18 protein-coding genes and 1 pseudogene are annotated in these 20,802 nt (G+C 71.4%); 14 read left to right on the forward strand and 5 right to left on the reverse strand.

The window, feature by feature from the left end; genetic code table 11:
* Window positions 1-74 precede the first annotated feature (74 nt).
* From AB0O07_RS19580 to AB0O07_RS19615, 8 genes are all read left to right on the forward strand, one after another.
* Complete coding sequence (locus AB0O07_RS19580; RefSeq protein ID WP_365634751.1) at window positions 75-869, forward strand: enhanced serine sensitivity protein SseB C-terminal domain-containing protein; 795 nt, start codon at window positions 75-77, stop codon at window positions 867-869.
* 359 nt (window positions 870-1,228) lie between these two features.
* Window positions 1,229-2,227, forward strand: a complete 999-nt coding sequence (locus tag AB0O07_RS19585; RefSeq protein ID WP_365634754.1) for an ABC transporter permease — start codon at window positions 1,229-1,231, stop codon at window positions 2,225-2,227.
* 43 nt (window positions 2,228-2,270) lie between these two features.
* A complete protein-coding gene (locus AB0O07_RS19590) occupies window positions 2,271-4,028 on the forward strand; it encodes an ABC transporter substrate-binding protein (RefSeq protein ID WP_365634757.1) in 1,758 nt (585 codons plus the stop codon).
* Window positions 4,029-4,252: 224 nt separating this feature from the next.
* Window positions 4,253-5,248, forward strand: a complete 996-nt coding sequence (locus tag AB0O07_RS19595; protein WP_365634760.1) for an ABC transporter permease — start codon at window positions 4,253-4,255, stop codon at window positions 5,246-5,248.
* On the forward strand, window positions 5,245-6,354 hold the full coding sequence (locus tag AB0O07_RS19600) for an ABC transporter ATP-binding protein (RefSeq protein WP_365634763.1): 1,110 nt from the start codon (window positions 5,245-5,247) through the stop codon (window positions 6,352-6,354). The genes AB0O07_RS19595 and AB0O07_RS19600 overlap by 4 nt, the downstream gene beginning before the upstream one ends.
* A gap of 17 nt (window positions 6,355-6,371) precedes the next feature.
* Window positions 6,372-7,778: a dipeptide ABC transporter ATP-binding protein gene (locus tag AB0O07_RS19605; RefSeq protein WP_365635291.1), complete on the forward strand. Its 1,407-nt coding sequence runs from the start codon at window positions 6,372-6,374 to the stop codon at window positions 7,776-7,778.
* A gap of 112 nt (window positions 7,779-7,890) precedes the next feature.
* Window positions 7,891-8,553: a trimeric intracellular cation channel family protein gene (locus tag AB0O07_RS19610; protein ID WP_365634766.1), complete on the forward strand. Its 663-nt coding sequence runs from the start codon at window positions 7,891-7,893 to the stop codon at window positions 8,551-8,553.
* 147 nt (window positions 8,554-8,700) lie between these two features.
* A complete protein-coding gene (locus AB0O07_RS19615) occupies window positions 8,701-9,534 on the forward strand; it encodes a thioesterase family protein (RefSeq protein WP_365634769.1) in 834 nt (277 codons plus the stop codon).
* Between the two features lie 300 nt (window positions 9,535-9,834).
* Here AB0O07_RS19615 and AB0O07_RS19620 read toward each other — a convergent pair.
* Both AB0O07_RS19620 and AB0O07_RS19625 read right to left on the reverse strand, forming a co-directional pair.
* Window positions 9,835-10,173 (reverse strand): annotated as a pseudogene (locus AB0O07_RS19620) (GNAT family N-acetyltransferase); the annotation flags it as partial.
* A 54-nt stretch (window positions 10,174-10,227) separates the two neighbouring features.
* On the reverse strand, window positions 10,228-11,106 hold the full coding sequence (locus AB0O07_RS19625) for an alpha/beta hydrolase (protein ID WP_365634772.1): 879 nt from the start codon (window positions 11,104-11,106) through the stop codon (window positions 10,228-10,230).
* A gap of 181 nt (window positions 11,107-11,287) precedes the next feature.
* Here AB0O07_RS19625 and AB0O07_RS19630 point away from each other — a divergent pair, with 181 nt between their 5' ends.
* Window positions 11,288-12,451 (forward strand): cysteine desulfurase family protein, encoded by a 1,164-nt coding sequence (locus AB0O07_RS19630; RefSeq protein WP_365634775.1) that lies wholly within the window; start codon window positions 11,288-11,290, stop codon window positions 12,449-12,451.
* Between the two features lie 12 nt (window positions 12,452-12,463).
* Here AB0O07_RS19630 and AB0O07_RS19635 read toward each other — a convergent pair whose 3' ends face one another.
* On the reverse strand, window positions 12,464-13,123 hold the full coding sequence (locus tag AB0O07_RS19635) for an N-acetylmuramoyl-L-alanine amidase (RefSeq protein WP_365634778.1): 660 nt from the start codon (window positions 13,121-13,123) through the stop codon (window positions 12,464-12,466).
* A gap of 141 nt (window positions 13,124-13,264) precedes the next feature.
* Between AB0O07_RS19635 and mnmA the strand changes: the two genes are divergently transcribed.
* Window positions 13,265-14,392: a tRNA 2-thiouridine(34) synthase MnmA gene (gene mnmA, locus AB0O07_RS19640; RefSeq protein WP_365634781.1), complete on the forward strand. Its 1,128-nt coding sequence runs from the start codon at window positions 13,265-13,267 to the stop codon at window positions 14,390-14,392.
* Between the two features lie 104 nt (window positions 14,393-14,496).
* On the opposite strand, the gene AB0O07_RS19645 is transcribed toward mnmA, so the two are convergent.
* Together AB0O07_RS19645 and AB0O07_RS19650 are read right to left on the reverse strand one after the other, a co-directional pair.
* Window positions 14,497-15,273, reverse strand: a complete 777-nt coding sequence (locus tag AB0O07_RS19645; protein WP_365635293.1) for an alpha/beta fold hydrolase — start codon at window positions 15,271-15,273, stop codon at window positions 14,497-14,499.
* Window positions 15,274-15,371: 98 nt separating this feature from the next.
* Window positions 15,372-15,707 carry a DUF427 domain-containing protein gene (locus AB0O07_RS19650; RefSeq protein ID WP_365635295.1) on the reverse strand — a complete coding sequence of 112 codons (336 nt, stop codon included), beginning with the start codon at window positions 15,705-15,707 and terminating at the stop codon, window positions 15,372-15,374.
* A 166-nt stretch (window positions 15,708-15,873) separates the two neighbouring features.
* On the opposite strand from AB0O07_RS19650, the gene AB0O07_RS19655 reads away from it, so the two are divergent.
* From AB0O07_RS19655 to ligA, 4 genes are read left to right on the forward strand one after another with little or no spacing between them, the layout of a single operon-like run.
* Complete coding sequence (locus tag AB0O07_RS19655; protein ID WP_365634784.1) at window positions 15,874-16,413, forward strand: TIGR00730 family Rossman fold protein; 540 nt, start codon at window positions 15,874-15,876, stop codon at window positions 16,411-16,413.
* A 29-nt stretch (window positions 16,414-16,442) separates the two neighbouring features.
* The gene (locus tag AB0O07_RS19660; protein ID WP_365634786.1) at window positions 16,443-17,171 is read left to right on the forward strand and encodes an SDR family oxidoreductase; all 729 of its coding nucleotides are present in this window, start codon (window positions 16,443-16,445) and stop codon (window positions 17,169-17,171) included.
* Window positions 17,168-18,250 (forward strand): methionine synthase, encoded by a 1,083-nt coding sequence (locus tag AB0O07_RS19665; RefSeq protein ID WP_365634789.1) that lies wholly within the window; start codon window positions 17,168-17,170, stop codon window positions 18,248-18,250. The genes AB0O07_RS19660 and AB0O07_RS19665 overlap by 4 nt, the downstream gene beginning before the upstream one ends.
* Window positions 18,251-18,269: 19 nt before the next feature.
* The gene (ligA, locus tag AB0O07_RS19670; protein WP_365634792.1) at window positions 18,270-20,555 is read left to right on the forward strand and encodes an NAD-dependent DNA ligase LigA; all 2,286 of its coding nucleotides are present in this window, start codon (window positions 18,270-18,272) and stop codon (window positions 20,553-20,555) included.
* The last annotated feature ends 247 nt before the right edge of the window (window positions 20,556-20,802 follow it).

The following is a 20,802-nucleotide window of genomic DNA, read 5'->3' on the forward strand; positions in this document are numbered from 1 at the left end:
CGGGAGTCCCGTGGCGGCGGGGCGGCGCCGGGGAGCGGCACGAATGGTGGATCGAACGAGGGGCGGGACCCAGAGTGAGCGCGTCAGGCACCGCGGCGGCCGGGCAGGTCGAGCACATGCTGCGCCAGGTGACGCCGGGACGGTACGACGCGTACGAGGCGCTGCTCCAGGCGCTCGCCGACGACAGCGTCTGGATGCTGCTCTGGCACGGCCGGGCCGGTTCGCCCGACGCCCAGTACGGCAACATGGAGGTCGACGGGCTCGGCTACGCGCCCTGTGTCACCTCCGCTCACGAGCTCTCCGCCAGCGGCTGGACCCGGGCGCACGAAGTGGTCTCGGGGCGCGACATCGCCCGCGCCCTCTACCCCGACCGCTGGGGGATCTGGCTCAATCCGCACGCCCCCGGCGGCGGTCTCGGCATCCCCTGGCTCGATCTGCGCCGGATCGCCACCGGCCTCGACCGGATGCCGGCCGGGCCGCTGCGGCTCTCCGAACCGGCCATCCAGCTCCCGCAGTTCTACGCCCTGCTCACCCAGAACGCGCACCGCACCCCGGCCGTGCGGGCGCTGCGCCGCGCCTGGGTGCAGCCCGCGCTCGGCGCCCCGTATCTGGCGATCGGGCTCGACCTGTACGACACGGGGCAGGCCTCCGTGGACTCGGTCCGCACGATGATGCGGCAGTCGATCGCCGCCGTACCGGAGGGGCTGCCGGTCTCCACCGTCGCCATGTCCGACGAGTACGACCCGATCACGATGTGGCTGCGGGCCAACGCCCGTCCGTTCTACGACCGGGAGGCGCACGCGGCGCACGCGGCGCCGGTCCAGTCCTCCGGATACGGCTACCCGCCCCCCGCCTCGCGCGCATACTGAGCGCACGGCCAGGGGAGGAACGGGGGGAGTGCTCTGCCCGTTCTGACGGATTCCGACTGATTGGCCACCAAAATCGTCCGCTGAGGCGGTAAGTGGTGTCCGTATAACGGTAACCCTCTGATCGCATCACGGTTGAGCAAACATTCCCCGTTGGGGGTGGCGGGTGATCGCGATGGGGCTGAAGACTCCCTGAGGCAGGTGGCCTCGGCACATATGTGCGAAGGATGTGTGGGCGAAGCGCTGACACAAGCAGCTCCCCCCCATCGGGAGCCCACCATGCCGACATCAATGCAGTGAACAAGCCGCTACAGCGGCGGTCATGGGCCGGCCACCGTCGGCCGAGAGGGGTCTCCAGCGCAATGACGGCACCTATCGAGACCACCGGGTCGGCGGCGCAGGCGCAGCCGGAAGCGGTGCCGGCGGGCGTCGGGGGCAAGCAGATCGAGGGCCGTTCGCTCGGCCGGATCGCCTGGACGCGTTTCAAGCGGGACAAGGTCGCCGTCGCGGGCGGCATCGTCGTGATCCTGCTGATCCTCGTCGCCGTACTCTCCAAGCCGCTCCAGTCCCTCTTCGGCCTCGACCCCAACGCCTTCAACCAGGATCTCGTCGACCCCGTCCTGCTGGCGCCCAAGGGCAGCTTCGGCGGGATGAGCTGGGACCACCCGCTGGGGGTGGAACCGCAGACCGGACGCGACCTCCTGGCCCGCATCATCGAGGGCTCCTGGGTCTCGCTGGTCGTCGCCGCCGGATCCACCCTGCTCTCCGTCGTCATCGGCGTCGTGATGGGCGTCGTGGCCGGCTTCTACGGCGGCTGGGCCGACAGCGTCATCAGCCGGCTGATGGACACCTTCCTCGCCTTCCCGCTGCTCCTCTTCGCGATCTCCATCTCGGCCTCGCTCCAGGGCAATGTGTTCGGCCTCGACGGGCTCTCGCTCCGTATCGCCGTCCTGATCTTCGTCATCGGCTTCTTCAGCTGGCCGTACATCGGCCGCATCGTGCGGGCGCAGACGCTCAGCCTGCGCGAGCGGGAGTTCGTGGAGGCGGCCAAGTCGCTGGGCGCGCGCGGCCCGTTCATCCTCTTCCGCGAGCTGCTGCCCAACCTGATCGCGCCGATCCTCGTCTACTCGACGCTGCTGATCCCCACCAACATCCTCTTCGAGGCGTCGCTGAGCTTCCTCGGCGTCGGGATCGCCCCGCCGCAGTCCTCCTGGGGCGGCATGCTCTCCACCGCGGTCGACCTCTACGAGGTCGACCCGATGTACATGATCATTCCCGGCATGGCGATCTTCATCACCGTGCTGGCCTTCAACCTGCTGGGGGATGGTCTGCGTGACGCACTCGACCCCCGTGGCAAGTAAACGCGGCCCTGCCGCACCGTCGATCGAGGGGGCTTTCCTCAGGATGAACAGCAGAAAGATCGCGTCGGCCACCGCCGTCACGCTGGTGCTCGCGCTCGGCGCGACCGCCTGCGGTGGCGGCAGCACGGAGAAGAACGGCAAGGGGGGCGGCGAAGCGAAGGCCGATGCCGGTCTGACCAGCATCGTCAACGCCAGCGACAAGAAGGGGGGGACGGTCACGTACGAGCACTCCAGTGGCCCGGACTCCCTGGACCCGGGCAACACGTACTACGGCTGGGTGCAGAACTTCTCCCGCCTGTACGCCCGTTCCCTGGTCAGCTTCAAGCCCGCCGCGGGCAAGGAGGGCCTGACGGTCGTCCCCGACCTCGCGACCTCGCTGGGCAAGGCGAGCCCCGACGCCAAGACCTGGACGTACACGATCCGCAAGGGCGTGAAGTTCCAGGACGGCACGGAGGTCACCTCCGCGGACGTCAAGTACGCCATCGAGCGCTCCAACTTCGCGCCCGAGGCCATGTCCAACGGCCCGACGTACTTCAAGGCGTACCTCGAAGGCGGTGACAAGTACAAGGGCCCGTACAAGGACAAGTCGCCCGAGGGCATCAAGTCCATCGAGACGCCCGACAAGTACACGATCGTCTTCAAGCTGAGCAAGCCGTTCGCGGACATGGACTACCTGGCCACGTTCTCGCAGACCGCGCCGGTGCCGCGCAAGGCCGACAAGGGCGCCGAGTACGTCCAGAACATCGTCTCCTCGGGCCCGTACAAGTTCGACTCGTACAGCGAGAGCCGCGGCGCGACCTTCTCCCGGAACCCCGAGTGGGACCCGAAGACGGACCCGATCCGCAAGGCGCTGCCGGACAAGATCGAGCTGAAGTTCAACGTCAACGCGACCACGCTCGACGAGCACCTGCTCGACGACTCGATCACCGCGGACATCGCCGGCACCGGCCTCCAGTCGAAGACCCAGCCGAAGGTCCTCGTCAAGGCGGACGAGAAGGCGCAGACGGACAACCCGTACGCGGGCGCGCTCCAGTACCTGGCGATGAACGTCAACGTGAAGCCGTTCGACAACATCGAGTGCCGCAAGGCCGTCCAGTACGCCGTGGACAAGTCCGGTGTGGTCGACGCGGTCGGCGGCTCGGTCAAGGGCGAGCCCGCCTCCACGATGATCCCGCCGTCGGTCGCCGGGTACAAGAAGTTCGACCTGTACCCGTCGAAGGACAGCAAGGGCGACGAGGCGAAGGCCAAGGAGCACCTGGCCGCGTGCAAGCAGCCGAACGGCTTCAAGACCTCGCTGACCGCGCGCTCCGACCGTCCCGACGAGGTCCAGGCCGCCACGCAGATCCAGCAGTCCCTGAAGAAGATCGGGATCGACGCCGAGATCAAGCAGTTCCCGGCGGACAAGTACTTCACCGACTTCGCGGGCTCGCCCGAGTGGGTCCACAAGAACAAGGCCGGTCTGATGATGATGGCCTGGGGTGCCGACTGGCCCACCGGCTACGGCTTCCTGGACTCGATCGTGAACGGCTCGGCCATCAAGCCGTCCGGTGGCACGAACCTGATGGAGCTCAACGACCCGAAGATCAACAAGGCGCTGGTCGACGGCATCGGCACCCTCGACACCGCCGCCCGCGGTGAGAAGTGGGCCGAGGTCGACAAGATGGTCATGGAGAACGCGTCCGCCGTGCCGCTGTTCTACAAGAAGAACCTGCTCTACCGCCCGCTGTCGGCGACCAATGTCACCGTCGCGGAGTCGTACCTCGGCATGTACGACTACGTGCTGATGAGCTCCGCCAAGTAACACCCCGCGGGCCCGGGCACACCGCTCCGGGCCCGCACCACGCACCGAGGGTCCCGCCGGCCGCCGACCAGGCCCGGCGGGACCCGACCGGGTGTCACCCCTCCTTCCGTACCGCCAGGAGGGGCCCTCGCACCTGTTACATCAATCAGCACCCCCCGAAAGGCAGGTGAAGGTGCCGGCCAGGCCGGGCGCACCCCGCCCGGAAGAACCGGTACCGCACGGCTGTGGCTGCGTACATCATCCGACGCGTATTCGCCGCGGTGTTGCTGCTGCTGGTGGTCAGCGCAGTCACGTTCGCGATCTTCTTCCTGGTGCCCCGGCTGGGCGGCCAGACGACCGACTCGCTGGCCGCCCAGTACGTCGGCAAGGGCGCCGACCCCGACGCCATCGCCGCCATCAAGGCGAACCTGGGGCTGGACGACCCGCTCTACCTCCAGTACTGGAACTTCATCAAGGCCATCGTGGTCGGCGCCGAGTACAACTTCGGCCCCAACCCCTCGGTCTGCCACGCGCCGTGCTTCGGGTACTCCTTCAAGACCCATCTCGAGGTCTGGCCCGAGATCCTCCTGCGCGTCCCGGTCACGTTCTCGCTCGCCATCGGCGCGGCGGTCGTCTGGGTCCTCTCCGGTGTCGCGATCGGCGTCCTCTCCGCGCTCAAGCGGGGCTCGCTCTTCGACCGCCTCGCCATGGGCGTCGCCCTGGCCGGCGTCTCGCTGCCGATGTTCTTCACCGGTCTGGTCGTGCTCGCCGTGGTCGGCTCCTGGCAGGGTGACTTCGTCTCCTTCTCCGACGACCCGGTCGGATGGGCGCGGACCCTCGTCCTGCCCTGGTTCACGCTCGCCTTCCTCTACTCCGCCCTGTACGCGCGGCTCACCCGCGCCGGGATGCTGGAGACCATGGGCGAGGACTACATCAGGACCGCGCGGGCCAAGGGGCTGCGCGAGGGCAAGGTGGTCGTCAAGCACGGGCTGCGCGCCGCGCTCACCCCGCTGGTCACCATCTTCGGCATGGACTTCGCGCTGCTCCTGGGCGGCGCCGTCATCACCGAGAAGGTCTTCGGCTTCCAGGGGATGGGCGCCTACGCCATCCAGGGCGTGACCCGCAGCGACCTGCCCATCGTCATGGGTGTGACGCTGGTCGCGGCCTTCTTCATCGTTCTCTGCAATCTGCTGGTGGACCTCGTGTACGCCGCGATCGACCCCCGGGTGAGGCTCTCATGAGCGACGTGAGCAAGAAGCAGGACGCGAGCGCTCAGGACCCGGCCCCGGGCGGGACGTCGGCCCCGGACGGGACGTCGGCTCCTGGGGACGCGTTCCTCTCCGTACGGGACCTGCGCATCCACTTCGACACCGACGACGGTCTGGTGAAGTCCGTCGACGGGGTCAGCTTCGACCTCCAGGCCGGCAAGACCCTCGGCATCGTGGGCGAGTCCGGCTCCGGCAAGTCCGTGACCTCGCTCGGCATCATGGGGCTGCACAGCTCCGAGCGGGCCCGGATCTCCGGCGAGATCTGGCTCGACGGCGAGGAGCTGATCGGCGCGGGCCCCGAACGGGTGCGAGCGCTGCGCGGCCACAAGATGGCGATGATCTTCCAGGACCCGCTCTCCGCGCTCCACCCGTACTACAGCATCGGCGCGCAGATCGTGGAGGCGTACCGCGTCCACAACAAGGTCGACAAGAAGACCGCGAAGAAGCGGGCGGTCGAGATGCTGGACCGGGTCGGGATCCCCGAGCCGGCCCGCCGGTACCACGACTACCCGCACCAGTTCTCCGGCGGGATGCGCCAGCGCGCGATGATCGCGATGTCGCTGGTGAACAACCCCGAACTGCTCATCGCCGACGAGCCGACGACCGCCCTCGACGTCACCGTCCAGGCGCAGATCCTCGACCTCATCAGGGACCTCCAGAAGGAGTTCCACTCGGCGGTCGTCATCATCACCCACGACCTCGGCGTCGTCGCCGAGATCGCGGACGACCTGCTCGTGATGTACGGCGGGCGGTGCGTCGAGCGCGGCTCCTCGGAGAAGGTCTTCTACCAGCCGCAGCACCCCTACACCTGGGGCCTGCTGGGCTCGATGCCGCGCATCGACCGGGACCAGACCGACCGGCTCGTACCGGTCAAGGGGACCCCGCCCAGCCTGATCAACGTCCCCTCGGGGTGCGCCTTCCACCCGCGCTGCCCGTACGCCGACGTCCCCAAGGACAACCTCACCCGTACGGTCCGCCCTGACCTCCAGGAGATCACCGACGGGCACTTCTCCGCGTGCCACATGTCGCGCACGGAGCGGGAAAAGATCTGGACCGAAGAGATTGCGCCGAAGCTGTGACTGAGCTGACCAAGAAGATTCCGGAACAGGTCGCGGCGGGTACGGACGCGGGAGGCTCCCCGGCGGGGGATGCCGAGCCGATCCTCCGGGTCGACAACCTGGTCAAGCACTTCCCGATCACCAAGGGCGTGCTGAAACGCAAGGTCGGCGCCGTCAAGGCGGTCGACGGGATCAGCTTCGACGTACGGCCCGGGGAGACCCTGGGGGTCGTCGGCGAGTCCGGGTGCGGCAAGTCGACGATGGGCCGGCTGATCACGCGGCTGCTCGAACCGAGCGGCGGCAAGGTCGAGTTCGAGGGCCGGGACATCACGCACCTCTCCACCGGTGCGCTGCGGCCGATGCGCCGTGACATCCAGATGATCTTCCAGGACCCGTACGGGTCGCTGAACCCCCGCCACACCATCGGCGCCATCGTCTCCACCCCCTTCCGCCTCCAGGGCATCGAGCCCGAGGGCGGCGTGAAGAAGGAGGTGCAGCGGCTGCTGGAGCTGGTCGGCCTGAGCCCGGAGCACTACAACCGCTACCCGCACGAGTTCTCCGGCGGCCAGCGCCAGCGCATCGGCATCGCCCGCGCGCTCGCCCTCAACCCGAAGCTCGTCGTCGCGGACGAGCCGGTCTCCGCGCTGGACGTCTCGATCCAGGCCCAGGTGGTGAACCTGCTGGACGACCTCCAGGAGGAGCTGGGGCTGACGTACGTGATCATCGCGCACGACCTCTCCGTCATCCGCCATGTGTCGGACCGGATCGCGGTGATGTACCTGGGCAAGATCGTCGAACTGGCCGACCGCAAGTCGCTGTACGAGTCGCCGATGCACCCGTACACGAAGGCGCTGCTCTCCGCGGTACCGGTGCCCGACCCGAGCCGGCGCGGCGGCAAGAGCGACCGCATCCTGCTCCGGGGCGATGTGCCGTCCCCGATCTCGCCGCCGAGCGGCTGCCGCTTCCACACCCGGTGCTGGAAGGCGACGGAGGTCTGCAAGACCACGGAGCCCCCTCTGCTCCAACTGGCCCCCGGCCACCAGGCCGCCTGCCACCACCCGGAGAACGCCCCGGACCAGCGCCCGCAGGACACGGTGTCGGTGGCGACGCGCGAGACGATCGAGCTGGCGGATGTCTCGGGGGCGGCGGAGGCGACGGAGGCGACCGAGCCGGCGGAGGTGACGGAGGCGGCGGAGGTGACGGAGGCTTCTGCCTCTGAGTCTGCGGAGGGCTCCGGGGCCGCTGAGGCGTCCGGGTCTGCGGAGGCGTCCGGGTCTGCCGAGAGCTCCGGTTCTACGGAGGCGTCCGGGTCTACGGAGGCGTCCGGGTCTACGAAGGCGTCCGGGTCTACGGAGGCATCCGGGTCTGCCGAGACCTCCGGGGTTGCCGAGACCTCCGGGACCGCTGAGGCGTCCGGGGCGTCGGACTCCGTCACGGAGAAGTAGCCCGTACACGTACGGCGTCGGGGTACCGGAGGATCTCCGGTACCCCGACGCCGCATCCGCCGGGGCGGGGCCGGTCGGCGCCGCCGCTCATGGGGCCCGGCACAATGTGCGGGTGCTCCACGACCTGTTCACCCCCTCCGTCCAGCATTCGCTCGACCTGGTCGGCATCTTCGTCTTCGCGATCTCGGGCGCCCTGATGGCCGTCCGCAAGAACTTCGACGTCTTCGGCATGGCCGTGATGGCCGAGGTCACCGCGCAGGGCGGCGGACTCCTCCGCGACCTGATCATCGGGGCCGTCCCGCCCGCCGCCTTCAGTGATCTCGGCTACTTCTCCATGCCGCTGGTGGCGACCGTGATCGTCTTCTTCCTCCACCCTCACGTCGAGCGGATCCAGGGCGCGATCAACGTCTTCGACGCGGCCGGTCTCGGCCTCTTCTGCGTCACCGGGACGATCAAGGCGTCCGAGTACGGGCTGAGCCTGACCTCCTCTGTCGTGCTCGGCATGGCCACCGCCGCCGGTGGCGGTGTGCTCCGCGACATCCTCGCCAACGAGGTCCCCTCGCTGCTCCGCTGGGACCGCGACCTCTACGCCGTGCCCGCCCTGGTCGGCGCCACGCTGGCGGCCGTCTTCATCGCCTTCGACGTGCTCAACGGCGCCACGATCGGGGTCGCCGTGGTGACCGGGTTCGTCCTGCGGCTCCTGGCCATGCGGTACCACTGGCGCGCGCCCCGCGCCTGGAACCGCCGCTCCTCGGCGGCCGAGGAGCCCTCCTAGCCGGGGACACGGGGCCGCGTACCCCTTGCCTCCCTGTCTCCCTCTGCCTGCCTGCCCGCGCCTCCCGGCCTCCCCGCCCGGTCGCGGGTATGTCGTGGCGGTCGCATAAGCTACCGCTTAGTACGTAGCTGCTGTAGCGTGCTGCCCATGGCTCAGGCAACCATCGGTGACAGCGAGTTCGACCGCGAGACCGCCGTCACCCTCCGCGCCCCCGGCGTCTACGACACACGGCTCCACCCGGGGTGGACCATCCTGAACGTCGTCAACGGCGGCTATCTGCTCGCCCTCATGGGCCGCGCGCTCGGCGAGACCCTGCCGAACCCCGACCCCTTCGCCGTCTCCGCCCACTTCCTCACCCCCTCCACACCGGGCCCGGCCACCGTACGGACCGAGACCGTGCGCACCGGGCGCACCCTCTCCACCGGGCAGGCCTCCCTCTTCCAGGGCGGGGAGGACGGCCAGGAGGTGGAGCGGATCCGGCTCCTCGCCTCGTACGGTTTCCTCGACGCCCTCTCCGACGACGTGCGCACCGCCGCCAAGCCGCCCGAGATGCCGCCCCCTGAGCGCTGTGTCTCGGCTGACGAGGGGCCGGCCCTGGAGGGCGACTTCGCGATTCTCGGGCGCCTCGGCATGCGGTTCGACCCCGCCACCGTCGGGTGGGCGGTCGGCGAGCCCTCCGGGCGGGGCGAGATACGCGCCTGGTTCGAACTCGCCGACGGCCGCGCCCCCGACCCGCTCTCGCTGCTCTTCGCTCTCGACGCACTGCCCCCGGCCGCCTTCGACCTCGGGCTGAGCGGCTGGACCCCGACCGTGGAGCTCACCGCGCACATCCGCTGCCGCCCGGCCCCGGGGCCGCTCCGCGCCGCCGTCACCACCCGTAACCTGGCCGGCGGCTTCCTGGAGGAGGACGCGGAGATCTGGGACAGCGCGGACCGGCTGGTGGCCCAGTCCCGCCAACTCGCCCGCGCGCCACGCGGCTGAGGACGCTCCGGGCGGGCGAGGGGAGGCCCGGCCGCACGGGCGAGGAGCGCGGGTCGGCGATGACCCGGCCGGCGAGCGGTCGTGGATCGGCTGATGGCCGGTCGCGGCCGTTCGTCCGGGTCCGGTGAAGCAGGGTGGGCCATACGGCGGGAACCCGCGCTTCTCGGCGCAGGCCGCCAGGATCATCTGATCGGGGACGAACGCCCGGAACGTCGTCTTCGCCGGCACCGTCGGCGCGGTCGGCGGCGTCGGGCTCAACTGGCTGATGTCCGGCCGAACGGCGAGGTCCGCGGCCGGCGCCGCGTAGACGTACTCGCTGCCCCAGCGGTCCCCGTCGAGGTCGTTCTCGACCAGGTGCGCCTCCCGGCGCATCCCGAGGCGCTCACAGACCCGCACGGACCCGGTGTTCTCCACATCCAGCCGTACGTAGAGCCGGTGCACGCCCAGCCGGTCGAAGGCGAACCCGGCCGGCACCCCGGCCGCCTCGGTCGCATAGCCGTGGCCCTGGTGACGTGGGTCGAGGGTCCAGCCGATCTCGGCCTGTGCCGCGCGGGCGTCGGCCAGGGTGAGCGTCACCTCGCCGAGGACGCCGGGTTCACCGCGGCGGCACACGGCAAGCGCCAGTTTGTCCCCGTCCGCGGCACCGCCCGACACCACCGCTCCACCACGAGGCTCGGCGTTCCGAGGAGTTGTCTACTGACCCACGCTCCTGGTCCGCGGACCGGGGCCCCCGTCGAGCAGGAAGCGGGCGACCGCCGTCGTGAGTTCCTCCGGCGCGTCCTCCTGGACGAGATGGCCGGCGCCGGCCAGCAGCCGCAGTTCGGCGCCCGGGATCAGCCCGGCCAGCTCCTTCCCCTTGGCGGCGGGGATCCAGGTGTCCTCCGCTCCCCAGCAGATCAGCACGGGCAGCCCCAACTCCCCGTACCGGCCCTGGATCTCGTCCGTGTACCGCTGGTCGTTCTGCTGGATCTGCCGGTAGAAGGCGGGCTGGCCGGCCGCCCCGCACCAGGCGTCCACCAGTCGTTCCAGGACGGCGGGCGCCAGTCCCTGGTGGCTCGCCGAGGAGACGTACTCCCGCACCAGTGCCCGGTGCAGGGCGGGCGGCAGTTGCCCGAAGACCTCGCTGTGCGCCCCCAGCAGCCGGTAGGCGGGCGATCCCCAGGGCGCCAGCGCCACCGGGTCGACCAGCGCCAGCCGTTCGTACGCGGCGCCGTGCAGGAGACGGGCCCGCAGGGCCACGCATCCGCCGAAGTCATGGGCGACGACGGCAGGTGTCCGCCCGGGACCGCCGTTCAGGCCCCAGTGGTCCAGGAGTTCGGTGAAGACCCGCGCCTGGGCGTCCAGCGACACGTCCTGCCCGGCGCTCTGCTCCGAGGCGCCGTACCCCGGCATGTCCCAGACCAGGACCCGGTGGTCCCGCGCGAGGGCGCGGGCCACGGTGCGCCAGACGTAGGAGGAGAACGGGGTCCCGTGCAGCAGGACGACGGGCGGCAGGCCGGGCGGGCCGAGCTCGGTCCAGCGGATCTCGCCGGACGAACTCGGGAACGTGCGGTCGAGAATCCACTCTGTCATGACCATAACGCTAAACGCTCATGACGGGGGAGGCAATCAACCCGGTGCCGGCCGGTGCCGGCCGGTGTCTGTTCTTTGCGGGCGGGTGCCGGCCGGTGTCGGGCGGCGGGCCCGGCCCGGGTGACCACGCGTCGTACCGGCTGCGGGCGTGGGCGAGGGCGCTCGTAGAATCAGGACCACCATGGCTTACCTCGACCACGCCGCGACCACTCCGATGCTGCCGGAGGCGATCGAGGCGATGACCGCCCAGTTCGGCCTCGCCGGCAACGCCTCCTCGCTCCACGCCGCAGGGCGCCGGGCGCGCCGTACCGTCGAGGAGGCCCGCGAGGCGTTCGCCGAAGCCCTCGGCGCGCGCCCCAGCGAGGTGGTCTTCACCTCCGGCGGCACCGAGGCCGACAACCTCGCCGTGAAGGGCCTGTACTGGTCCCGCCGCGACGCCGACCCGGCCAGGACCCGCGTCCTGGCCAGCCCCGTCGAACACCACGCCGTGCTCGACGCGGTCGACTGGCTCGCCGAACACGAGGGCGCCACCGTCGAGTACCTCCCCGTCGACTCCTACGGACGGGTCCTGCCCGCCACCCTGCGCGCGGCCGTCGAGCGGAACCCCGACGATGTCGCCCTCGCCACCGTCATGTGGGCCAACAACGAGATCGGGACCATCCTCCCCGTCCCGGAACTCGCCGCCGTCACCGCGGAATTCGGCATTCCGCTGCACTCCGACGCCGTCCAGGCCTTCGGCCAGACCGAGCTGGACTTCGGCGCCTCCGGGCTCGCCGCGATGACCGTCTCCGGCCACAAGATCGGCGGCCCGTACGGCATCGGCGCCCTGCTGCTGGGCCGGGAGCACACCCCCGTGCCCGTGCTGCACGGCGGCGGCCAGGAGCGTCATGTCCGCTCCGGCACCCTCGACGTGCCCGCCATCGCCGCCTTCGCGGTGGCGGGACGGCTCGCCGCCGAACGGCGCGAGACCTTCGTCCGCGAGATCGGCGCCCTGCGGGACGAGCTGATCGCGGCCGTACGCGCCGCCGTCCCCGACGCGGTCCTCGGCGGCGACCCCGACCACCGCCTCGCCGCCAACGCGCACTTCAGCTTCCCCGGCTGCGAGGGCGACTCCCTGCTCCTGCTCCTCGACGCGCAGGGCATCGCGTGCTCGACCGGCTCCGCCTGTACGGCCGGGGTCGCCCAGCCCAGCCATGTCCTGCTCGCCACCGGCAGCGACCCGGACCTGGCCAGGGGCACCCTGCGGTTCTCCCTCGGCCACACCTCCACGGCGGAGGACGTGGCGGCCGTCGCCCGCGCCATCGGCCCGGCGGTCGAACGGGCCCGGAGCGCCGGCCTGAGCTGACGTCCGCAAGGGTTACGGAGCGGGCGAGGACGTGGGGGAGGGCGCCGGGCTCGGCACCGGCTCCGCCTCCCGCACCAGCTTCAGATAGCGGTCCCAGTCCCAGTGCGGCCCCGGATCCGTGTGGTCCGTCCCCGGGACCTCCACATGGCCGAGGATGTGCTTCCGGTCCACCGGTATCCCGTACCGCCGGCATATGTCCGCGGTCAGCCGCGCCGACGACGCGTACATCGCGTCCGTGAACGACGCGGGCTTGTCCACGTACCCCTCGTGCTCGATCCCGATCGAGCGTTCGTTGTAGCTCCTGTTCCCCGCGTGGTACGCGACGTCCAGCTCCCTGATCATCTGCGCCACATGGCCGTCCTTCCGGACCACATAGTGCGACGCCGCGCCGTGCCCCGGGTCGCGGAAGACCCGGAGCGCCACGTCGTAGCTGCCCTGCACGACATGGACGATCACCCGGTCCACCCGGAAGTCGTCCGGGCGGCTCGCCCGCCGCCAGTTCGCCGACGACGCCGCCACCCACTCCGAGAGCGCGTAGTCCAGCTCGCCCTCGACCCGGGGCTTCTCCACGCCCGGCACCCGCCACCACAGCCGGGACAACTCGTCCCGCGCCAGCACACCCCCGCCCACCACGGCCGCGGCGCCGCCGATCAGCACCGCCCGGCGGCCCATCCGCCCTCCGCCCGGACGCGCGCCCGCACGATGGCCGCCACCGCCCCCGCCACCGGTCCCGTTCCGCGTTTCTTCGCCCATATGATCGTCAACGCATACGCGCGCGACTGTGGTTCCCCCGGGCCGTACCCTGGTGGGGCTATGACTCAGAATCCCCAGCGCCCCCTGCGCGTACTCGCCGCCATGTCGGGTGGCGTGGACTCCGCCGTCGCCGCCGCCCGCGCCGCCGAGGCGGGGCATGACGTCACCGGTGTGCACCTGGCGCTCTCCGCGAACCCGCAGTCCTTCCGCACCGGCGCGCGCGGCTGCTGCACCATCGAGGACTCCCGCGACGCGCGCCGCGCCGCCGATGTGATCGGCATCCCGTTCTACGTGTGGGACCTGGCGGAACGGTTCCGCGAGGACGTCGTGGAGGACTTCGTCGCGGAGTACGAGGCGGGCCGTACCCCCAACCCCTGCCTGCGCTGCAACGAGAAGATCAAGTTCGCGGCGCTCCTCGACAAGGCCCTCGCCCTCGGCTTCGACGCCGTGTGCACGGGCCACTACGCGACGGTCGTCACCGCCCCCGACGGCAGCCGCGAACTCCACCGCGCCAGCGACCAGGCCAAGGACCAGTCGTATGTCCTCGGCGTCCTCGACGAGCGGCAGCTCGCGCACGCGATGTTCCCCCTGGGCGACACCCTCACCACCAAGGACGAGATCCGCGCCGAGGCCGAGCGCCGGGGCCTGGCCGTCGCGAAGAAGCCCGACAGCCACGACATCTGCTTCATCGCCGACGGCGACACCCAGGGCTTCCTCGCCGACCGCCTCGGCCGCGCCGAGGGCGACATCGTGGACGAGTCCGGTACGAAGATCGGCACCCACGACGGCGCCTTCGGCTTCACCATCGGCCAGCGCAAGGGGCTCCGCATCGGCCACCCCGCCGCCGACGGCAAGCCCCGGTACGTCCTGGACATCTCCCCGGTCGACAACCGCGTCACCGTCGGCCCCGCCGCCTCCCTCGACGTGACCGCCCTCACCGCCCTCCGCCCTCGCTGGTGCGGCACCGCCCCCACCGCCCCCGGCACGTACACGGCCCAGCTCCGCGCCCACGGCGGGGAGACCCCGGTGACGGCGGAGCTCGTCGACTCCACCCTCCACGTCCGCTTCACGGAGCCGGTCCGCGGCGTCGCCCCCGGCCAGGCGATCGTCCTGTACGACGGCCCCCGCGTCGTCGGCTCCGCCACCATCGCCACGACGGAACGCCGCACGGGGGCGCTGACGGGGTGAGGGGCTGCTGAGGGGCTTTTGACGGGCTGAGGGGGCGGCGTACGGGCCGTACGGCCGGCACCACTGCCCCGCCCGCTCCCACGCGCCGCCCCGCCCCGTACCCCTCACGCCGCGAAGAACTCCTCCAGCACCGGCGCCAGCACATGCGGGGCCACCTCGTTGGTCTGGCCCGTCAGGGTGCGGTGGCGGCCCCGGGGGAGCGCCTGGGCGGCGGCCCGGGCTGCGGCGCGGACCGGGGAGGGGCTGGCCCCGCCGTCCACGACCATCGCGCGGGTACGGACCGCGGCGAGCCGGCGCGCCGGGACCCGGCCCTCGCCCACGAGTTGCAGGTCGTACGCGAGGGTGTGGGCCAGCCCGGTCAGCTCGGCCCAGAGCGGCGCCCGCCGCATCGCGGCGACCGTCTCCGGGTGCACCTCCAGGGCGCTCAGGAAGAGCTCCACCGCCGCGTCCCGCGCCCCGCGCGCCAGCAGCTCCGTCAGCCGGGGCCGTAACTCCGCGCGCGCCGCCAGGGCGGCCGCATCGGCGGCGTACGGCGGCTCGTACACCGCGAACTGGCTGACCGGAAGGCCCGCCGCCACCGCCTCCACGACCAGCGCGCCGCCCGAGGCCACCCCGTACAGCGCCGCGTCACCGCCCGCCACCGCGAGCAGCGCGGCGAGGTCCTCCACCTCCCGCTCCACGGCGTACGGGGCGCGGTCCCCGCTGGCGCCCCGGCCGCGCCGGTCGTACGTGATCGTCGCGAAGCGCGGCGCGAGCAGCCGGGCCAGCGGGGCCTCCGACTCCGCCGTGCTGAACGCGCCGCCCACCAGAATCACCGGCGGCCCCTCGCCCGACCGCCGGTAAGCGATCGGGGTGCCGTCCCCCGACTTCACCCTGTACACGTTGTCCATGGAGAGTCAGACCGGCGGTGTGCGGCCAACTCATCGCCGGCGGCGGGAAGTTTCCGGAAGTTTTTTACGGCGGCTCCGTACGGGGCCGCTCAGGCCGTCACCACCTCCGTGTCGTAGAAGCAGAAGTGGTCCTTGACCTGGGCCACTTCGGCCTTCGGGGTCGGGTACGCCCAGACCAGGTCCGGGGCGTCCGGCAGCGACCAGTAGGAGGCGTCGCCCTTGAACGGGCAGTGCGTCGTGGTCTCCGACGGGGTCAGCAGATCCGTCCGTACGTCCTGCGGCGGAAGGTAGTAGCGGACCGGGCAGCCGGTCTCGCGCAGCACCAGCGGGGCGCGGCTCTCCGCGAGGACCTGGCCGTCCCGTACGACGCGTACGTGCTCCGTCGACGGCTCGACCGTGATGCGGTGTCCCTGGGTCATGGTGATCGTCCCTTCGGGGTTGACGTCTGCCGGGCACAATGTTCCCGGGAGTTTAAGTTTCCCTGATACGGCGCGGCCGGGGTCGCGCGCCGTCCTCCGTACTCTTCAGCGGTTCTCCGTACTCTTCAGCAATGGCGCGGGGCGCGCTCTTCCCGGCCGTACCGTTGACGCCATGAACATCTGTGTCTTCCTCTCCTCCGCCGACCTCGACGAGCGCTACACCCGCCCCGCCCGCGACTTCGCCGAACTGCTCGGCAAGGCCGGGCACACCCTCGTCTGGGGCGGCTCCGACAGCGGGCTGATGAAGGTCGTCGCCGACGGGGTGCAGGGGGCCGGCGGGCGGCTCGTCGGGGTCTCCGTCGACTTCCTGCGCCACACGGCGCGGCCCGCCGCCGACGAGATGGTCTTCGCCGGGGACCTCGCCGAACGGAAGTCCCTGCTGCTCGCCAAGGCCGACGCCGTGGTGGTCATGGTCGGCGGCATGGGCACCCTGGACGAGGCCACCGAGATCCTGGAGCTGAAGAAGCACGGCAAGCACACCCACCCCGTGGTGGTGCTCAACACGGCCGGTTTCTACGACGGGCTGAAGCGGCAGTTCCAGCGGATGGACGAGGAGGGCTTCCTGCCGCTGCCCCTCACCGACCTGGTCTTCTTCGCCGAGGACGGGGTCTCGGCGCTGGCCTGGCTGGAGGAGTCGGCCGGCATGCGGTGATCGGCACCGGGTGATGCGACGATGACCGCATGGCTACCCATCTGATCACCGGTGCGGGCTCCGGCATCGGCGCCGCCGTCGCGCGCCGGCTCCAGGAACGCGGCGACGACCTGATCCTGCTCGCGCGCGACGCCGGCCGCGCCAGGGAGCTGGCGTCGGCCCTGCCCGGCGCCCGTACCCTCGTCGGCGACCTCGCCACCCCGGAGCGGCTCTCCTGGGCACTCGCCCAGCAGGAGCTGCCCGACCGGCTCGACTCCTTGCTGCACATCGCGGGCGTGGTCGAACTGGGCGAGGTCGGGGAGCTGACGCCCAAGGCATGGCAGAGCCAGCTCACCGTCAACCTGATCTCCCCGGCGGAGCTGACCCGGCTCCTGCTGCCGCAGCTCCGGGTCGCCAAAGGGCAGCTCGTCTACGTCAACTCCGGGGCAGGGCTGCGGGCCCACCCCCAGTGGAGCGCGTACGCCGCCTCGAAGCACGGACTGAAGGCGCTCGCCGACGCGGTACGCGAGGAGGAGCGCGGGAACGGCGTCCGGGTCACCTCCGTCTACCCCGGGCGTACCGCGAGCCCCATGCAGGTCAAGGTCCACCAGCAGGAGGGCAGGGAGTACGACCCCGCCCGCTGGATCGACCCCGGGTCGGTGGCGACGGCGATCCTGGCCGCGCTCGACCTGCCGCGCGACGCGCAGATCGACGATGTGACGGTACGGCCGGGATCCCCGGTGCGGCCGGCCCCCGCTGCCGAGGGGAGCGGCCGGTGAACGGGACGCCCGGGTCCGTATCCGCTTCCGAGGCGCCCCGGAACGGCGGCGCGCGGCACGGCGGCGTCCCGGCCGACGACGGGCCCGTCCCGCTCCGCTGGGGCGCCGCCACCGGGGTCGGCTCGCTGCCCGGCGGCGACGCGCGGGAGGCCGCCCGCGCCGTCACCGGGACCTTCGAGGACTTCCCGTACCTCCCGGAACTCCCCGCCCGGGGACCCGGCGCCGACATGATCGGCCGTACCACCGGACTCCTCGCCGAGATCTACACCCGGGTGGAGCCCAGCGGCTGGCGGATCGGCGACCGCCCCGGCCGCGACACCCGGCGGGCCCGGTCCTGGCTGGGCGAGGACCTCGACGCGCTGGAGGAGTTCGCCCAGGGGTACGAGGGGCCGCTCAAGGTGCAGGCCGTGGGCCCCTGGACGCTCGCCGCCGCCCTGGAGCTGCGGAGCGGCGAGTCCGCCCTCGCCGACCCCGGCGCCTGCCGGGACCTCACCGCCTCGCTGGTGGAGGGGGTGGCCGCGCACCTCGCCGACGTACGGCGCCGGGTGCCGGGCGCCGTCCCAGTCCTCCAGTTCGACGAGCCCTCCCTCACCGCCGTACTGCGCGGGCAGGTCAGGACCGCCAGCGGCTACCGCACCCACCGGGCCGTGGACCGCCAGGTCGTGGAGGGCGCGCTGCGCGAGCTGACGGCGCTCGCGCCGGGCGCCACCGTCGTGCACTCCTGCGCGCCGGACGTGCCGTTCGCACTGCTGCGCCGGGCGGGCGCGGCGGCCGTCTCGTTCGATGCCGGGCTGCTCACCGAGCGTGACGAGGAGCCGATCGGGGAGGCGGTCGAGGCCGGGACGAAGCTCTTCGCGGGCGTCGTGTCGGGCACGGACAGCCCGTTGTCAGACCCGGCCGGTAGCGTCATGGGTGTCAGGACGCTGTGGCGCAGGCTGGGGCTGGATCCGGGGACTCTGACGGAGTCCGTGGTGCTCACGCCGACCTGCGGGCTCGCGGGTGCCTCACCCGCGTACGCGCACGCCGCGCAGGCGCACTGCGTCAGGGCCGCGAGATCCCTCGCGGACAACCCTGAGTGACGGTCCCGGAGGTCGGGGCATGGTGATACGGGAGGACGAGACGGTGGCTGGCGAACAGCAGAGCGCGGTGCCCGCGGAGGCGCGTGAGCGGCATGCCCTCCTCGCCGAGCAGATCGAGGAGCACCGCTTCCGGTACTACGTGAAGGATCAGCCGGTTGTCAGCGACGGCGAGTTCGACCGGCTGCTGCGCACCCTGGAGGCGCTGGAGGAGACGTACGCGGAGCTGCGCACCCCCGACTCGCCGACGCAGAAGGTCGCGGGCGCGTACGAGGCAGCTTTTGCCCACGCGGCCTTCTCGGCGGTCCAGCACCGCGAGCGGATGCTCTCCCTCGACAACGCCTTCGACGACGAGGAACTGGGAGCCTGGGCCGACCGGATCGCCCGGGACGTCGGCACCCCCGACTTCCACTACCTCTGCGAGCTGAAGGTCGACGGCCTCGCGGTCAACCTCACCTACGAGCACGGCAGGCTGACCCGGGCCGCCACCCGGGGCGACGGCCGCACCGGCGAGGACATCACGCCCAACGTCCGGACGATCGCCGAGATCCCGCACCGGCTGGCGGGGGAGCACATCCCCGACCTGGTGGAGATCCGGGGCGAGGTCTACTTCCCGATGGACGCCTTCCAGGAGCTCAACGCCCGCCTGGTGGAGGCCGGTGACAAGCCGTTCTCCAACCCGCGGAACGCGGCGGCGGGTTCGCTCCGCCAGAAGGACCCCAAGGTCACCGCCACTCGGCCGCTCCACATGGTGGTGCACGGCATCGGGGCGCGCGAGGGCTTCGACATCGACCGGCTCTCCCACGCCTACGATCTGCTGCGCGGCTGGGGGCTGCCGACCGCCCGGCACAACAAGGTGGTCGGCTCCGTCGCCGAAGTCCGGGAGTTCATCGCGCACTTCGGGGAGAACCGGCACTCGGTCGAGCACGAGATCGACGGTGTGGTCGTCAAGCTGGACGAGATCCCCCTCCAGGGCCGGCTGGGCTCCACCTCCCGCGCGCCGCGCTGGGCCATCGCCTGGAAGTACCCGCCGGAGGAGGTCAACACCAAGCTGGTCAACATCCGGGTCGGCGTGGGCCGTACCGGACGGGTCACGCCGTACGCGCAGGTCGAGCCGGTCACGGTGGCGGGCTCCGAGGTCGAGTTCGCCACCCTGCACAACCAGGACGTGGTGCGCGCCAAGGGCGTCTGGATCGGCGACACGGTGGTGCTGCGGAAGGCCGGTGACGTCATCCCGGAGATCCTCGGCCCCGTCATCGACCTGCGCCCGGACGACGCCCACGCGTTCGTGATGCCCACCGAGTGCCCCGAGTGCGGTACGCCGCTGCGCGCGATGAAGGAGGGGGACATCGACATCCGCTGCCCCAACGCGCGTACCTGCCCCGCCCAGTTGCGGGAGCGGCTCTTCTATCTCGCCGGACGGAAGTGCCTGGACATCGAGAACTTCGGATACGTCGCCGCGGCGGCCCTCACCAAACCGCTGGAACCGGCCATTCCACCGCTGATCGACGAGGGAGATCTCTTCGATCTGACCATCGATCAACTCCTGCCCATCCGCGCCTACGTCCTCGACCAGGACAGCGGTCTGCCCAAGCGCGACCCGAAGACCGGCGAGGAGAAAATCGCCACCGTCTTCGCCAACCAGGCGGGCGAGCCGCGGAAGAACGCCCTCGCGATGCTGGAGAACATCGCGGCCGCCAAGGACCGTCCGCTCGCCCGGATCATCGCCGGGCTCTCCGTCCGCCATGTGGGGCCCGTCGCCTCCGAGGCGCTGGCCAGGGAGTTCCGCTCGATCGACCGGATCGAGGCGGCGACGGAGGAGGAACTGGCGGATGTCGCGGGCGTCGGGCCGATCATCGCGGCCTCGCTGAAGGAGTGGCTCGCGGTCGACTGGCACCGCGAGATTCTCCGCAAGTGGCGCGCCGCCGGGGTCCGGATGGAGGAGGAGGGCTCGGGCGAGGACGAGGGTCCGAGGCCGCTGGAGGGGCTCACGGTCGTCGTGACGGGCACGCTGGAGCACTACACGCGAGATGGCGCGAAAGAGGCGCTCCAGAGCCGGGGAGCGAAGGTGACCGGCTCGGTTTCGAAGAAGACCGGCTTCGTGGTGGTCGGTGAGAACCCCGGGTCGAAGTACGACAAGGCGATGCAGTTGAAGGTCCCGGTGCTCGACGGCGACGGCTTCGCGGTCCTGCTCGAACAGGGCCCGGACGCCGCGCGGGAGGCGGCGCTGCCGCCCGAGGAACCGGCCGGCGCCGGGGAGGGGACCGCACAGGACGCCGCGGACGCGTCCGTTCCGCCGAAGGAGTGACCCGGCCGCGCTCGGGGACCGTCGATTTCGGGCCGTCCAACTCACCCGTACGGCGCATACCAGATGGTTAAGGATGGGCCGGTCGCATTCGGGCAACAGATGTAGAGCGCTGCCCGTCGAGGCCGTTCGCGGCCTACTGTTGAGGTGTGCGCTTGTCGAACACGGCTCAGTGGTCCGATTCCGGCCGTGTCACCCGACAGTGTGCCCACGCGTGGCATCGGCTCCGCCGGCTGTGAGAGGGACGGGA

Source organism: Streptomyces sp. NPDC093085 (assembly GCF_040683935.1).
GTDB lineage: Bacteria > Actinomycetota > Actinomycetes > Streptomycetales > Streptomycetaceae > Streptomyces.